14 protein-coding genes and 1 pseudogene are annotated in these 15,093 nt (G+C 72.3%); 6 read left to right on the top strand and 9 right to left on the bottom strand.

The features are described from left to right. Nucleotides 1-20 precede the first annotated feature (20 nt). Nucleotides 21-194, top strand: a pseudogene (locus tag AB0P06_RS02295) (type II toxin-antitoxin system RelE/ParE family toxin); the annotation flags it as partial. Continuing rightward, on the top strand, nt 191-556 hold the full coding sequence (locus AB0P06_RS02300; RefSeq protein ID WP_363604409.1) for a helix-turn-helix transcriptional regulator: 366 nt from the start codon (nt 191-193) through the stop codon (nt 554-556). The pseudogene AB0P06_RS02295 and the gene AB0P06_RS02300, both read left to right, overlap by 4 nt. 118 nt (nt 557-674) lie before the next feature. On the opposite strand, the gene AB0P06_RS02305 is transcribed toward AB0P06_RS02300, so the two are convergent. Together AB0P06_RS02305 and AB0P06_RS02310 are read right to left on the bottom strand one after the other, a co-directional pair. Further along, nucleotides 675-950, bottom strand: a complete 276-nt coding sequence (locus tag AB0P06_RS02305; protein WP_363604410.1) for a hypothetical protein — start codon at nt 948-950, stop codon at nt 675-677. Beyond that, a complete protein-coding gene (locus tag AB0P06_RS02310) occupies nt 947-1,291 on the bottom strand; it encodes a hypothetical protein (protein ID WP_363604411.1) in 345 nt (114 codons plus the stop codon). The genes AB0P06_RS02305 and AB0P06_RS02310 overlap by 4 nt, the downstream gene beginning before the upstream one ends. A 380-nt stretch (nt 1,292-1,671) precedes the next feature. On the opposite strand from AB0P06_RS02310, the gene AB0P06_RS02315 reads away from it, so the two are divergent. Continuing rightward, on the top strand, nt 1,672-2,727 hold the full coding sequence (locus AB0P06_RS02315) for a right-handed parallel beta-helix repeat-containing protein (protein ID WP_363604412.1): 1,056 nt from the start codon (nt 1,672-1,674) through the stop codon (nt 2,725-2,727). A 140-nt stretch (nt 2,728-2,867) separates the two neighbouring features. Here AB0P06_RS02315 and AB0P06_RS02320 read toward each other — a convergent pair whose 3' ends face one another. The 4 genes from AB0P06_RS02320 to AB0P06_RS02335 form a co-directional block, all read right to left on the bottom strand. Continuing rightward, complete coding sequence (locus AB0P06_RS02320) at nt 2,868-3,038, bottom strand: hydrophobic protein (RefSeq protein ID WP_363604414.1); 171 nt, start codon at nt 3,036-3,038, stop codon at nt 2,868-2,870. 75 nt (nt 3,039-3,113) lie between these two features. Next, nucleotides 3,114-3,467: a hypothetical protein gene (locus AB0P06_RS02325; RefSeq protein ID WP_363604416.1), complete on the bottom strand. Its 354-nt coding sequence runs from the start codon at nt 3,465-3,467 to the stop codon at nt 3,114-3,116. Then, entirely contained in the window at nt 3,464-3,937 is a 474-nt protein-coding gene (locus AB0P06_RS02330; RefSeq protein WP_363604417.1) for a hypothetical protein, read from the bottom strand. Before AB0P06_RS02330 ends, AB0P06_RS02325 begins: the two co-directional genes overlap by 4 nt. Before the next feature lie 102 nt (nt 3,938-4,039). Further along, nucleotides 4,040-7,213 (bottom strand): EAL domain-containing protein, encoded by a 3,174-nt coding sequence (locus tag AB0P06_RS02335; RefSeq protein WP_363604419.1) that lies wholly within the window; start codon nt 7,211-7,213, stop codon nt 4,040-4,042. A gap of 273 nt (nt 7,214-7,486) precedes the next feature. Here AB0P06_RS02335 and AB0P06_RS02340 point away from each other — a divergent pair, with 273 nt between their 5' ends. Beyond that, a complete protein-coding gene (locus AB0P06_RS02340; protein ID WP_363604421.1) occupies nt 7,487-10,870 on the top strand; it encodes an amino acid adenylation domain-containing protein in 3,384 nt (1,127 codons plus the stop codon). Nucleotides 10,871-10,961: 91 nt separating this feature from the next. Then, nucleotides 10,962-11,750 (top strand): leucyl/phenylalanyl-tRNA--protein transferase, encoded by a 789-nt coding sequence (locus AB0P06_RS02345; RefSeq protein ID WP_363604423.1) that lies wholly within the window; start codon nt 10,962-10,964, stop codon nt 11,748-11,750. A 36-nt stretch (nt 11,751-11,786) separates the two neighbouring features. Here AB0P06_RS02345 and AB0P06_RS02350 read toward each other — a convergent pair whose 3' ends face one another. Continuing rightward, nucleotides 11,787-12,257, bottom strand: coding sequence for a PH domain-containing protein (locus tag AB0P06_RS02350; protein WP_363604425.1), 471 nt, complete (start codon nt 12,255-12,257; stop codon nt 11,787-11,789). A 166-nt stretch (nt 12,258-12,423) separates the two neighbouring features. Here AB0P06_RS02350 and AB0P06_RS02355 point away from each other — a divergent pair, with 166 nt between their 5' ends. After that, nucleotides 12,424-13,182: a serine hydrolase gene (locus AB0P06_RS02355; protein ID WP_363604427.1), complete on the top strand. Its 759-nt coding sequence runs from the start codon at nt 12,424-12,426 to the stop codon at nt 13,180-13,182. Between the two features lie 101 nt (nt 13,183-13,283). Here the strand turns inward: AB0P06_RS02355 and AB0P06_RS02360 are convergent, their stop codons facing one another. Both AB0P06_RS02360 and AB0P06_RS02365 read right to left on the bottom strand, forming a co-directional pair. Further along, a complete protein-coding gene (locus AB0P06_RS02360; protein WP_363604429.1) occupies nt 13,284-14,417 on the bottom strand; it encodes an FAD-dependent monooxygenase in 1,134 nt (377 codons plus the stop codon). A 73-nt stretch (nt 14,418-14,490) separates the two neighbouring features. Further along, nucleotides 14,491-15,093, bottom strand: coding sequence for an ATP/GTP-binding protein (locus AB0P06_RS02365; protein WP_363604431.1), 603 nt, complete (start codon nt 15,091-15,093; stop codon nt 14,491-14,493).

The following is a 15,093-nucleotide window of genomic DNA, read 5'->3' on the forward strand; positions in this document are numbered from 1 at the left end:
CGGGCAGCCCCGCCCGGGGCGTATCCTCCTGGCGAAGCCCTGGGCGGCGCATCGTATTGTTGACGGTGTTCCGAAAGACACGGCAGCGTGAGGCGGTCGAGGTCGAACGCGCCCGGCAGGCGCAGAAGGTGTGCGAGGCGGACCACGGTCCTGCGGAGCACGGCTATGACCGGAGCAAGGAGGAGAGTCCGTGAACCACTCCCAGTGGAAGACCCGTCGGACCAGGATGCTCCTGGGGGAGTCGGTCGAGGAGTCCTCGGCCTACGTGGAAGCCGGGTACGCGTTCGCGCTGGGTCAGGCCGTGTATGACCGGCGGGCGGAACTCGGCCTGTCGCAGACCGAACTGGCGCGGCGAGCGGGCATGACCCAGCCGCAGATCTCGAACATCGAGGGCGGCGACTCCGTGCCGACTCTGCCGTTGCTGACCCGTCTCGCCAAAGCCCTGGATGCCTCCCTGACCATCGATCTGGACGGCGACACCTCGGCCTTCGCCTTTTCCGCACACCACCGGAGTCCGTCCGGCGAAGCGTCGCCGGGTGGGCGCTCAGCGGCTTGAGGTCCGGGCCGGGAGGCTGCGGTGCGGTGTCCACCTGCCTCCCGGGGCATGGGCGCTCGGCCACCAGCCACGTCTGGGCAGGGTGCGGGGCGGGTGGCCGGGGGAGCGATCCGGTGCCTCACCCCTGTGGGGACCGTCTGGCCAGCCTTGGCTGGTCACCGTCGCGAGCGACGTAGAAATTGCCGAGAGATTCTGCCGTTCCGGCGTTCTTCAGTTCCTCGGGCACCACAACCTCGTGCAGTGTTCTGCCCTTTGACGGTCTTACCCCGCCGTCCGTGGGGGTGTCCCGGTCCAGCGGGCGGTGTCCGGCCGGTCCGGAGGCGGCCACGATGTTTCCGTCTTCGTCAACGAGAACGAGCAGCCGCGCCGCGTGGCCGCTCTCGTGCGAGGTCATGTCACGCCGCCTCCCTCCAGGTGGAACCAGATGTCGGCGGTCGACGGATTCCAGACGCCCTGGATGTAGGAGGTCTGCGCCCCGCCGAACACGGCGGTGTTCTCGGTGCCCTGCCATTGGATGACGAGGGTGCGAGGATCTCCACCGCCGCCGCTACTGCTGTCCAGTACCGCCGTGGCAAACTGCGGACCGTTGTAGACGCCGTTGAAGGTGTAACCGAACTCCGCGGCCTGGCCGTGTGCCAGGAACAGGCGGGCGGCTCCGGGGGCTGGATATTGCCACGTCATAATGTGACCTCCGAAATTGGCTGCGGCACCTTTTCGAAGGGTGCCAGTACTCACGTCTGGCACGTCCTGCGAGCCAGACGTGATCCGCGGGCTCGGCGGAGGCTTGTGGGGATCGGGCCGGCCGGGCTCTCCGGGCAGGTATTTGTCTCGAATGGCCAGTATTTCGTCTGCTTTCAGTCAACCGCCAGGCCGCGTGAGATGCAACCCGCCTGCGGGCATTTCTCGATCCCGGGCCGACGTGCTGGCTCCATGGTTTGGTGACGCGCTGACACGGCCATCACGCGGCGTTAGTCAATTTTTGCAACCGCTCCGGAAAGCCTCCGGATTTCCGCCGGCCATTCGGCCTCCCGTCGTCGGCCGGGCGAGCCGACGCGTCAGCCGTTGACGTCGATCGCCGTGCCGTACAGCCGGGTCACCCGCAGGGGGTGACCCGGGTGGGGATCGCACCCCCGGCCGCCGCCGCGACCGTCATCAACGTCGCGACCACCGGGGCCGACGCGCCGGGGTGCGGCCCGGTCGCCGCGCCTTGCGCATCGGTTCCGTTCGCCTACAACGAGGCCGCCCCCGGGGGCACCGTCAGGGTGCAGGCAGGCACCTGTGTCATGACCACCCCTTTGGTCATCCGGAAGGCCGCTCTGCATTTCGAAGGCGCCCGGGCCGGCGTGGACGCCCGCACCCGCACCCCCGGCGGTCCGGGTGAGACGGTCATCACGACCACGCTCAACACCCCGATCCAGGAGGACATGTGGATCGCGCAGGCCAACGGGGTGTCGATCGACGGTTTCACCTTCACCGGCAACGCCGACGGCGCGGGGGTGAGCACCAGCGAGAACTTCAGCGGCTACCAGGTCAAGAACAACATCTTCTCGAACAACCTCAAGGGATTCGCCCCGTCGTCCAACGGTGCGATCGCCTCGGTCTTTCAGCAGAATCTCTTCTTCAACAACAACAGCTCCACACTCCACCCCGGAGCGCAGGGCGACGGGGTCTTCACCTTCCGGCCGCTGGCGAACGCGACGTTCTCGAACAACAAATTCCAGGACAACGGCAACTCGCCGATCAATATCGCCGGGGGTGAAGTCCCCGGGGCGACAAAGAACATCGCCATCAACGACAACAGTATGGACGGCGAGTTCCCGGTCGTCTTCGTCGCCGTCTCGGACGTCGTCGTCACGCGGAACAGCATGATCGGCGGCTTCAGCGGTGTGCAGGTGTCCGGCGCCTGCCACAACATCGCGATCACGCACAACGTGATCGCCGACAAGACCCACGGCGGCATCCTGCTCTTCACCGGGTTCGCCGCGGTGACGAACACGAATATCACCATCGAGGACAACACCATCGAGCGGACCGGAACGTTAGGTCACCAGGTCGTCAGTGAGCCCGCCAGGGCCATCGTCGTCGGCGAGCACCACAAGCCCCCGCACAGGACGGCACCCCGCGAAGGGCCCTCCGCCGAGGAGGGAGCCGACGGCCGGGAACAGGCCTGACGGCCGGGGAACCCCGCCCCGTAGGCCGCTCACCTCGCGCCCCGTGCCGGACGTCCGGCACGGGGCGCGCGCTGCTTCCCGGCCGGTCGGCGCGGCGGCCAGGTGGGTTCGCACTCCGGGTCATCGGCAACGACAGGCGGTCACCAGCGATACCAGCGAGCGTTGCCACCGCGGCCGGAGGCGCCGTGGACGAAGAAGCCGAGGAACCACACCACCAGGCCGGCGAGCGCCACCCACCACAGCAGGTGGATCGAGAACCCGATGCCGGCGATCAGCACGATGACGAGAAGAGCGAGCAGCAGAGCAATCATGACGGATCACCTTCCGAACCGGCACCTTCCCGGTTCGGGTACGGATCATGCGGACGGGCGCGGTTTGGAGAAGCATCAGTCCGTGGCCTTGGGATGGCCAGTTCCCGCGTAAGTGATCCAGGCAGTGCGGTTGGCGTCGTCCAGCAGGTACCGGATGCGTCCGCCGCCGGTGACCTCGTACTGCCGGCGTTCCAGTTCCTGGCCCTTGAAGATGCCGGTACCGAGCTTGCCCTTGAGGCGGTGCTGACGGTCGGGGTTGTCGGCGGCGCGGGGAGTGGCACGGATCTTCTCGAAGGCACGACGCAGGTTGCCCGCTGCCTGGCGGCCCAGGTGTTCCCAGCCGTCGGCGGCCTCGGTGTTGGCGAAACGGAGGTCGTACTCGCCGCCGATCGGCGGCGGCGCGGCCCGCTCTCCGCGCTTCGGGCTCACTCGGCGACCTCGGGCACGGGGACCGGCCCGAGGTCGCCGTCGGGCTCGCGGGTGAGGAGGGCGAGCAGGGCGGGGTCCGCGTAGATCTCGGCGCTGTGTCGCCACTGAGTGAGCAGGAGCGCGATCGGGGCCAGGTTGTCCAGGGCCACCGCGCCGCGCGCCGTGTCCACCAGCTCGGAGAGCAGGGTGTCGATGTCCTCGGTGGGCAGGAAGGTGCTCCACGGCAGGGCTTCGGGCAGTGCCTGGCGGAGGGCGGCGATGTTCTCCGTCCGCACCAGCCCGGCCAGCAGGCGCGAGGTGAAGTCCACGACCGAGGCGTCCCGCTCCATCTGGTCGACGCGCATCAGGGCGAGGTCTCCCGCGTCGCGCCGCCGCAGCCGTAGCGCGCGGACGGCGTCCAGCCTGCGCGTGGTCGCGGCGGGATGGTGGAGCAGCTCGCTGAAGGGCACGTCCTCGTAGGCCGCAGGCATGACATACACAGTAGCTCGGATGTCGGTCGCCGGGGTGGGCGACCGCGGCCTGTTCCCGTACGCGCGGATGTTCGCGCGACGCCGTTGGGGCGTCGCGGTCGGTCACGTGGTGTCCTGGCGGGATGGTGTCAGGCCGGTGTCGGCCAGGATGAGGGTGCGGGCCTGGGCGGAGGTCAGGGGGCGGGCGAAGAGGTAGCCCTGGCCGAGGGGGCAGCCCATGGCGGCGAGCAGGTCGCGCTGGTCGGCGTTCTCGATGCCCTCGGCGATGACCTGGACGTCCAGGGTGTCGGCGATCCGGGTGATGCCCTTGACCAGGGCGTACTGTTGCGGGGACGCTCCGAGGCCGTCGATGAAGGACTTGTCGATCTTCAGGACGGAGATCGGGAACTCCCGCAGGTAGCTCAGCGAGGAGTAGCCGGTGCCGAAGTCGTCGATCGCGATGCCCACGCCCAGGTCGGTCAGGGTGCGCATGTCGGTCCTGATGCGCTCGTCGCGGCGCATCAGGACGGACTCGGTGAGCTCCAGCACCAGCGAGTGGGGGTCGATCCCGGAGGTCCGGAGGGCGCCGCGCACCACGTCCACGAAGCCCGCGTCGCGGAACTGGCGCGCCGAGACGTTGACGTTGACCCGTAGCGGGGGGCGGCCATCGGCGAGCCGCCGGTCGGAGCTGGTCCGCTGCCAGGCGGCCACCTCCTGGGCCGCGTGCTCCAGGACCCAGGCGCCGAGCGGGACGATCTGGCCGCTCTCCTCGGCGAGGGCGATGAACTCGTCCGGCAGGATCATGCCGCGGCGGGTGTGCGGCCAGCGGACCAGGGCCTCGAAGGCGACCAGGCCGCCCGTCGCCAGATCGACGATCGGCTGGTAGTACAGGGTGAAGGCGGACTCGGCGATCGCCGTGTCCAGGTTCTCGTTCAGCTCGTGCCGCTCGACCAGGCCGGTCTGTAAGGCGGGCCGGTAGTGGCACCACTGCCGCTTGCCGGCCGCCTTCGCCGAGTAGAGCGCCAGGTCCGCGTGGGTGAGCAGCTCGGCCGCGTCCACGCTGTCCTCGGTCGTCGCCACGCCGACGCTGGCGGTCACCCGGACGGCGCCCGCGCTCAGCTTGAACGGCTCTGCGAAGGCCGCCAGCACGGTGTCCGCGATCACCCCGACGTCCTCCGGGCGCAGCGCGTCCTCCACCAGCACCGCGAACTCGTCGCCACCGAGGCGGGCCGCCGTGTCGGAGGTGCGCAGCGCGGTGGAGACCCGCAGGGAGACGGCGACCAGCAGTTCGTCGCCGACCGCGTGCCCCTGGGTGTCGTTGACCACCTTGAAGTCGTCCAGGTCGACGAAGAGCACGCCGATGACCGCGCCGGTGCGTTCGCCGCGGGAGAGGGCGTGCCCGAGCCGGTCCTGGAAGAGGACGCGGTTGGCGAGACCGGTCAGCGAGTCGTGGAAGGCCCGGTGGGTGAGCTCGCGCTCCATCTGGCGCTGTTCGGTGACGTCGCGCAGGGTGAGCACCAGGCCGCCGACGGTCGGGTCGGCGCGCAGGTCGTTGCAGCGCACCTCGGCCTCGATCGGGGTGCGGTCGTGGCGCAGCAGGCGCCAGTGCTCGCGCCGCTGCTCCCGCCCGTCGGCGCCGTCCTGCCCGCGCATCCGGGCGAGCGCGTGGTCGACGGCGCGGCTGTCCTCGGGCGGGACGAGGTCGGTGATCAGGGTGCCGTCCAGGCTGGGGTAGCCGAGGACCTGCTCGGCGGACGAACTGGCGTACCGGACGCCGTCGTCGGCGTTGAGGATCAGGATGACGTCGCTGGTGCTCTGGACCAGGGTGCGGAAGTAGGCCTCGCTGTTGCGGAGGTTGATCTCCTGGCTCAGCATGACGCGTTCGACGGCCAGCGCCGCCTGGGCGGCCAGGATCTCCAGCGAGCCCCAGAGGCTGGCGAGCTCGTGCTCGGTGCCGGTGACGATGAGCGCGCCGATCAGCGGGTCGCCGGAGGGGCGTTCGGCCAGGGTGAGCGGGCAGAGCAGGGCGTACGGCATCCCGCCGAAGCGGGCCGAGAGGTCGGCGCCGATGTCGTCGACGGCGAGTAACCGGGTCTCGCGGTAGGCGGCGAGGGCCAGCACCTCGTCGGAGCCGGGGGCGGCGGGCGGGGCGAAGGGGGCGTGCCGGGTGGCGCCGCGCTCGGCGTGCCGGACGTGCAGCACGCCCGCCTCGGTGACCGCGAGCAGCGCGACGTGCCCGGCCTCGGCGGGCATCAGGGTGGAGGCGGCGGTCTGGACGGCGTCCGCGACCTCCTCGACGGTGACGGCGGCGGTCAGTGAGGCGCCGGCCTCGCGCAGCGCGCGTTCGCGGGCGATGGCCTGCCGCCGGGCGTGGACCACCACGGCGAGCCGGGCCAGCACCAGCAGGTAGAGGACGGCGGAGAACGCGCCGATGACCCCGGCGTTGCTGGTGTTGCCGTGGATCGCCTCGATGATCAGGATGGCCGGGGCGATCAGCGCGGCGAAGGTGAGCAGGGCGAGCCGGCCGGCGCTGATGTCGGGCTGCTGGCTGGGGACGGGCCTGGTCAGCTGGACCATGGACGGGTGCAGGGCGGCCGCGCCCCACGCGGTGTAGAAGGCGGCCCAGCCGAGGTCCACGGGCGTGCCGATGTGCCAGCCGCCGTGCAGCTGGGTCAGCCCGTACAGCACGTCGGAGACCAGCATGCCGACGGTGCCGACGGCGAGCAGCTGGAGGGCGCGGCTGGTGCCGCCGCGTGGCACCAGCAGCCGCAGCAGCAGGGCGAGGACCACCACGTCGCCCAGCGGGTAGGCGATCGAGGTGGCCCGCTGGATCCAGGTGAGGTCGGGGTTACGGGTGTAGGGGAGGATCAGGTAGATCCAGGAGAGCAGGGCCAGGCCCATGGTGAGGATGAGGGCGTCGAGCAGGCTGGCGCGGTCCTGATGGGCCGTCCGCCAGCGGATGAAGCCCAGCACGCCTGCGGCGTACAGCAGGTACTCGGCGAGGTAGAAGATGTCGGCGACGGAGGGGAACGGGTATCCCAGCCGCAGGAACTGCAGCTGGATCACCTGCACCACCTCGCCCGCGGTGAAGCTGAGGTTGGCGAGGGCCAGCAGGTACCAGAACCGTGCGTGCGAGGGGCGGTTGAGGCGGACGCCGACCACGATGGCCACGACGCCGCTGAGGCCGATGCCCGTCCACCAGATGATCCGCTGGGAGGGGTTGGTGTAGTAGATGCCGGTGAGCAGCACCATCCACAGCAGGTAGCAGGCCGTCAGGCGCTGTCGCCGGCGTGTCAACGAGGCTACCTCCTCCGCGACTTCACCCCGCCGAGTGGGCGGGGGACTTCGGGTGAGGGCGGGTTCGGGAGTGGGTAGAGGCATAGGGGAACGGCCCGGGGGAACGTCCGGCTGAACGGCGGTGGAAAGGCGCCGGAAAGACGGTTGGGCGTTCGAGTCGAGCGGTGGGTGCGTATAGTCAGAAATGTCGCACCTCCCAGCATTCTGCCGCCACAGCACGAGGTCAAGCCGGTGGATGAGGCACCAGACAGCGCAGAGGGCGCACGAACGGATGTGAATTCCGGTCGTCACGCCGTGCTTTGCAACAACAACGGTCAGTATGCGATCTGGCCCGGTGACTCAACGGTCCCCGGCGGTTGGCGAAGCGTGTTCGGGCCGGCCGGGCGCGCCGACTGCCGCGCGTACGTGGAGCGCGAGGCGCGGCTCGGCGGGCGGCGTGACGGGCCCTGGGGGCCCGGGCTTCCCGGGCGGGGCGGTGGCGAACCGGTGCGGGCCGGGTTCGCGGACACCGTGCACGGGCTGTTCCGCGCGCGGGCCGCCCACGACCCGGACGCGGTCGCGGTGCTCGCCGAGGACGGCGCGCTGAGCTACCGCGAACTGGACCTGCGCAGCGACCGGCTGGCCGGCGCGCTGCGGGCCCGGGGCGTCGGCGCGGAGCGGGTGGTGCCGGTCTGTCTGGAACGCGGGACGGGCCTGGTGACGGCCTGGCTGGGGGTACTGAAGGCCGGCGGGGCGTTCCTGCCCCTGGACCCGGCGCACCCGCGCCGGCGGCTCGCGCGACTCGTCGAGGACTGCGGGGCGGACGTCGTGGTGGCGGAGGCCGGCGCGTTCGGCCGGAACGGGGGGCGGGGCGGCTTCGCGGGGGCGGAGGTGCTCTCGGTGGACACGGCGGCGGCCCCGGTGGACCCCGGTGCCGGCGCGGTCCCATACGCCGCCCCGCACGCCGTCCCGTTCGTCGACGAGGCGGTGCCCGACGACCTCGCCTACCTGATCTACACCTCGGGCACCACCGGCACCCCCAAGGGCGTGGCGGTCACCCACCGTTCACTGGTCTTCACCCTGGACCGGGTGATCAACGCGTACGGTCTCACCCCGCGCGACCGGGTGCTGCAACTCGCCGCGCTCGGCTTCGACACCTCCCTGGAGCAGGTGTTCGCGACCCTGCTCAGCGGCGCCACCCTCGTCCTGGGCGGGGTCCGGACCTGGGCGCCCACCGAACTCGTCCACCGGATGGGCACCCTGGGGCTGACCGTCGCCGACCTCACCCCCGCCTACTGGCACCAGGTGCTGGAACTGCTCCCCGAGGGCGGGCCGGCCCCGGAGGGCCTGCGGCTGCTCGTGGTCGGCGGCGACACCGTGCACGCCGACGACTGCCGCAGGTGCCTGGACCGGCTGCCGGGTGTCCGGCTGGTCAACGCCTACGGCGTGACCGAGGCGGCCGTCACCTCCCTGCTCTACGAGGTCACCCCGGCCGTCCTCGACGACGCCGACGGGGCCGCAGGTACGGGCGCCGCGCCCGTCCCGATCGGCAGACCGCTGCCGGGCGTCCGGGCGCGGGTGCTGGACGCCCGGCTCAGGCCGGTGCGCCCCGGCGAGAAGGGCGAGATCCACCTCGGCGGGCCCGGCCTCGCCCGCGGCTACTGGCGGTCGCCCGTCCTCACCGCCGAGTCCTTCCTGCCCGACCCGTACGCGCCCGTCCCCGGCGAGCGGATGTACCGCACCGGCGACACCGGCCGCTGGCGCCCCGACGGCGGGCTGGAGATCCTCGGCCGCTCCGACGACCAGGTGAAGGTCCGCGGCTACCGGGTCGACCCGGCCGAGGTCGAGTCGGTGCTCGCCGCCCACCCCGAGGTCCGGCTGGCGAGGGTCGCCGCCGACCGGCACACGGACGGCGCGTACGTCCTCACCGCCTACTACACGCTCGCCGACCGGGACGGCTCCGGCTCCCGCGCGCGGCGCGACCGGATCCGCGCGTACCTGGCCGACCGGCTGCCGGACTTCATGGTCCCCGCCGAGTTCGTCCTGCTGGAAAGCATGCCGCTGACCGCCGCCGGGAAGATCGACCGCCGCCGGCTGACCGGCGGCGGACTGCGGCAGCGGCGGGGGGAGGACGGGTGGGGCGGCATCGCCGGCCGCCGCGGCGGGAACGGCGGGAGCGACCGGGACCGCGAGACCGCCGCCATCGAGACCGCGGTCGCCCCCCTCTGGTCCGAACTGCTCGGCGTCGAGGACGTCGGCCCGGCGGACGACTTCTTCGTCCTCGGCGGCAACTCGCTGCTCGCCATGGAGATGCTGGCCCGGGCCCGCATCATGTTCGGCATCGACGTCACCCGGATCCGCTTCCTCGCCCGCGCCCTGCTGCACGACGCCACCCTGCGCGCCTTCGCCGCCGCGACCCGGCGGGCGCGCTCCGGCCGCGACGGCTTCGGCGAGGCGGCCGTCGACTGGGCGGCGGAGGCCGAACTCGGCGTTCCCGTCCGGCAGTCCTGGCAGCCCGCGCCCTCCCGTGCCGAGCCGGCCGAGATCCTGCTCACCGGTGCCACCGGATTCTGCGGCGCCCACCTGCTGAACACCCTGCTGCACACCACCCGGGCCCGCGTGCACTGCCTGGTCCGCGCACCCGACGAGGAGCACGCGCTGGAACGCATCCGCGCCGCGCAGCAGCGCTTCCTGCGGCACGACCTCGCGGACCCGAGGGTCGTCCCGCTGGTCGGCGACCTCGCCGAACCGCTCCTCGGCCTGACGAGGAGCCGCTTCGAGCGCCTGGCCCAGAGTCTGGACGCCATCCACCACCTCGGCGGCCAGGTCAACTTCATCTACCCCTACCGCCAGCTGCGCGCTCCCAACGTGGGCGGCACCCGCGAGATCGTCCGGCTGGCCGGCCACACGCGCGGCATCCCCGTCCACTATCTGTCCACCCTCGCCGTCCTGGCCGGGTTCGGCGCGGCGGGCGTCGGCGAGGTCTCCGAACGGACGCCGCTCGCCCACCCCGACCGGCTGGCGGTCGGCTACGTGCAGAGCAAGTGGGTCGCGGAGCAGGTGCTGCACAACGCGGCGGCGGCCGGGCTGCCGGTCACCGTGCTGCGCACCAACGACGTCACGGGGGACCTCGCGACGGGTGTGATGAACACCGGGACGGAGATCTGCGCGCTGATCAAGTACATCGCGGACACCGGGAGTTGCCCGGACGTCCGGTTGCCGCTCGACTTCGTCCCGGCCGACCGCTTCGGCCGCGCCGTCGCCCACATCGCCGCCCACGCCCCGGCGGAGGGCGAGGTGTACCACGTGACCTCGCCGCTCCCGGCCGATCCGGCGGACCTCGCGGAGCGCCTGCGGGCGCACGGGTACGCGGTGGACGAAGTCCCGTACGGGGACTGGGTGCGGGGCCTGGTCCGCTTCGCGGCGGGCCACCCGACCCACCCGATGACCCCGTTCGTCCCGCTCTTCGTCGACCGCGGCCCGGGGACCGAACTCTCCATCAGTGAAATGTACTTCCGGCCGACGTTCCCGCTCTTCGACCGGTCCAACACGGAGCGGGCGCTGGCCGGCAGCGGCATCGAGCTGCCGCCGGTGGACGAGGAGCTGATCGACCACTACCTGCGACGGCTGACGGTGGAGGGCTTCCTCCTTCCGCCGGCCCGGGCGGTCCGGCGGTGAGCGATCGCGGCGGGTGCGGCGGTCGCGGCGGTGAACGAGTACGGCGGTGAACGGGTGATGCCGTGGTGAACGGGCGTGCGGGGGCGGCCGGATGAGCGAGATGAGCGAGGTGTTCGCGGGGCTGGACGTGGCGCGGGCGCCGGCCGGCGGGCCGGCCGCGTTCGGGGCGGGGCTGGACGCCGAGGTGCTGTTCGACGCCTACCGGCACGGGCTCTTCCCGCTGCCGGCCGTCGACGACTACACGATCGCCTTCAACGAGGCCCGGTTCGAAGACGCCGTGGCGGCGGGGGAGGTGGCGCTGCTGCCCGCCACCGGGGGCGGGGGAGGCGTCGGCGCGGATCCGTACGCGCTCGCGTGGTGGTCCCCCGATCCGCGGCCGGTGATCGCGCCGGACGGCGTGCGGCTCGGGAGCCGGTTCGCCCGGCGGTTGCGGAACGGCCTGGACTGGTGGACCAGCGCGGACCGGGCGTTCGAGTCCGTCCTCGCCGGCTGCGCCGAAGGCCGCCGACCGGCCTGGCTCACACGTGAGTTGCGGGCCGCGCTGGTAGGGCTGCACGAGCGCGGCGCGGCGCACAGCGCGGAGGTGTGGGAGGACGGGGAGCTGATCGGCGGTGTCTTCGGTGTCGCCGCGGGCCCCGTCCTCAGCCTCGACTCGATGTTCCACCGCCGCTCCGGTGCCGCCAGGGTCGCCGTCGCCGATCTCGCGGCCCGCTTCGCCGCCGCGGGCGGCCGGCTGCTGGACGCCCAGTGGGACAGCCCGCACGTCCGCAGTCTCGGCGCCGTCCCGATGCCCCGGGCCCGTTATCTCGCGGAGCTGGCCGGGCCACCCGCACCGCGCCCGCTGCCGGCCGGACCGCTCCCGGCGGCCCGGCTGGGGTGAGGACGGGCCGGCTGTCCGGCCCGGCGGCCCGGCGGCTCAGCCCTCCCCGCGCCGCTCCTCCAGCAGACCGAGCAGCCTGGCCACCTCGTGGTCCACGTTGACGTGCTTGTCGTCGACGAACGGCAGCAGGATCCCCTTGCCTCTGTGCGGGTACGCGTAGGTGAAGAAGTCCGGCGCGCCCTTGCCGAGGCCCGAGTTGGGGTTCGGCACCTTGCGGAACTCCTTGATGTCCGCCCAGGCGAGCCGGCGCCGGCGGACGATGCCGCGGACCCGGACGCCCTCCTCGGTGACCAGGGTCGCGGCGCGCGCGGCCGAGATGATCAGCAGGAACAGCAGGCCCAGGATGATCAGCGTGCCGGCGGTCTTCGTCGAGGAGGCGAACTCCTGGTCGGCCCAGAGCGGTACCAGCGCGCCGCCGGAGGCCAGCAGGATGGTGAACGCGAAGCCCCCGATCCGCATGGTGGCCACCCGGTACTCGTGCGGAAGCCGAAGCTGTTCGGAACTCATGCCGCCCCCTGACGAAGGTCATCCCCGGTAATCGACCGGTTCCGCAGTGTAAGGGCTTCGGGGTGCCCGCCGATAGGCTTGAGGAGGACCGGATGTGACGGTACGTCAATTTCGCCGCCACGCTCGGTGAGGTTTGCCGGGGGTGGGGCCGGGCAATCAGCCGGGCATGTTGTCTGTGGTGGTGGCGCCCTGGGAAGGGGAGCCGGTGTTCGTCCGGGCTCCCGACGAACCGCACGACGCGGCGAGCACGATGAAGGTGGCCGTGCTCGCGGCGCTGCACCGGAGCGGGGCCGACCTGGACGCCGAGGTGCCGGTGGTGAACCGCTTCGTCTCCGTGGCGGGCGGCGAGTTCGCCAACGACCCCGGCTGGGACAGCGATCCGGAGCCGTGGGCGCTGCTCGGCGGGACGGCACCGCTGCGGCTGCTCGCCGAGCGGATGATCACCCACTCCTCCAACCTCGCCACCAACCTCTGCCTCGCCCGGGTCGGGCACCCGGCGGTCGCCGAGGTCTGGCGCCGCGCGGGCGCCACCCGCAGTGCCAGCCCGCGCGGGATCGAGGACTACCCGGCACGCGACCAGGGCGTGCACAACCGGGTGAGCGCGCTGGACCTGGTGCGGCTGCTGCGCTCGCTGGCGGGGGAGCCGGAGCTGCTGGCGCTGCTGGAGCGCAACGCGTTCCGGGTGGACCTGGCGGCCGGGCTGCCGCCGGGGACGAGGATCGCGTTCAAGAACGGGTGGTCCCCCGGGGTCCGGCACGGCGTCGGCCTCGTCCACCCCGGGGACTGCCCGCCGTACCTGCTCGCCGTCTGCTACACCGGGCCGCTGGCCTCGGGCGAGGACGAGACGGCGGCGGATCCGGCGGCCCGGCTGCTGGCCCGGATCTCGGCGGCGGTCTGGGAACGGCGCCGGGAGATCGCCCGGTAGGCGGCCTGGCCCGCCGCCGTTCCGGCCCGGCCCCGGACGCACGCGACCCCGCGCGGGCAGCGGCCCGTGCGGGGTCGAGACGAACGGCCGGACGGCGGCCGTCAGTACGGCTTGACCAGGACGTGCGCGGCGCCCGGGATACCGACCTTCAGCAGTTCGTCCTCCTCCGGGGTGGTCGGCGTGCCGGTCTCCTGCTTGAGGACGGCCCGCGACATCGCCTGCACCCACATCGCACGCGGGCGGCGGCGCTCCTCCCAGGCAGCGAGCGCCGCGGCCACGTCCTCGGTGGCGTCCAGGCTCTCGGCCAGCACCAGCGCGTCCTCGACCGCCATGGCCGCGCCCTGGGCGAGGTGCGGGGTGCTGGCGTGCGCGGCGTCACCGGCCAGGACCACCCGGCCGACGTGCCACGGCTCCTCCACCGTGACCTGCGAGATGCGCGAGTAGACCACCGCCGACGGGTCGGTGACCAGGGTCAGCGCCTCGGCGACCGGGCCGCCGAAGCCGGCCAGCCGCTCGGCCAGCTGCTCGTGGGCGCGCTCCGGGTCCGGGCGGAAGTCCTCGGCCTCGGCGAACACCGAGCCCAGGTACATCAGTTCCTCGGTGATCGGGGTGAGCAGCGCCTTCGCCTTGAGATTCCCGGTGGACATCACCACACCCTGCACCTCGGGCGAACGCGGCAGCGTCACCCGCCAGTTGGCGAAGCCGGTGTACTCGGGCGCGTACGCGTCTCCGTACAGGCGCTTGCGCAGCGGCGAGCCGATGCCGTCGAAGCCGACCACCAGGTCGTACCGGCCGCTGTGGCCGTCGGTCAGGGTGACGTCCACGCCCTGTCCGTCGTCGGCGAGTTCGGCGATCGTGGCGCCGAAGCGCACGGACGCGCCGGCCGCGGTGGCGGCGTCGCTCAGCACCCTGGCCAGGGCGGGCCGCGGGATGCCGTTGTTGGAGGGGGCGTCGCCCATCCGGGGCTGCGGGATCTTGGCGAGCGTGGTGCCGGCCGGGTCGCAGATGGTCAGCACCTCCCACTCGAAGCCGGCCGCCAGGCACGCGTCCAGCACGCCGATCTCGCGCATCACGTGCAGCGCGTTGGACGGCTGGATGATGCCGACGCCGAGCGCCTCCAGCTCGTCGCGTAGCTCGGCCACGTCGACCTGGTGGCCGCGCCGGGCGAGGGCGGTGGCCAGGGTCAGGCCGCCGATGCCGCCGCCGTGGATCAGTACGCGCAGGGGTGAGGTCATGACGGGGTTCTCCCGGGGAGGTCGGTACAGGAACGTCGGTGCAGGAAACAGGGGAGGGAGGGCGCGGGGCCGGTCAGCCGACGGGCGCGGCCCGGACGGCGGAGAGGTCCATCAGGTGGTCGACCAGGGCCAGCAGCAGATCCCGGCCGAACGAGCGCTCCCGCACGTCGCCGAGCAGCATCGGCACCTGCGGGTCGAGGTCGAGGGCGGCCCGGATCTCGTCCGGCGTCCGGGTGTTGTGCGCGTGGAAGCAGTTGATCGCCACCACGAACGGGATGCCGCGGCTCTCGAAGAAGTCGATCGAGGCGAAGCTGGTGTCCAGCCGGCGGGTGTCGGCGATGACGATCCCGCCGAGCGCGCCGTTCACCAGGTCGTTCCACATGAACCAGAAGCGCTCCTGCCCGGGCGTGCCGAACAGGTAGACGACGAGGTCCGCGTTGACGGTGATCCGGCCGAAGTCCAGGGCGACGGTGGTGGTGTTCTTGCTGTCCACGCCGGACAGGTCGTCCACCCCCACGCTCGCGCGGGTGAGCAACTCCTCGGTGCGCAGCGGCGCGACCTCGCTGACCGAGCCGACCAGGGTGGTCTTGCCGACGCCGAAGCCGCCCGCGATCAGGATCTTCACGGCGGCGGGCGCGGCGGGGGGAGCGGGCGGGGTTGGTGCGGTTGGTGCCAT

The sequence above is a fragment of the Kitasatospora sp. NPDC088351 genome (assembly GCF_040685575.1).
Classification (GTDB): Bacteria; Actinomycetota; Actinomycetes; order Streptomycetales; family Streptomycetaceae; genus Kitasatospora.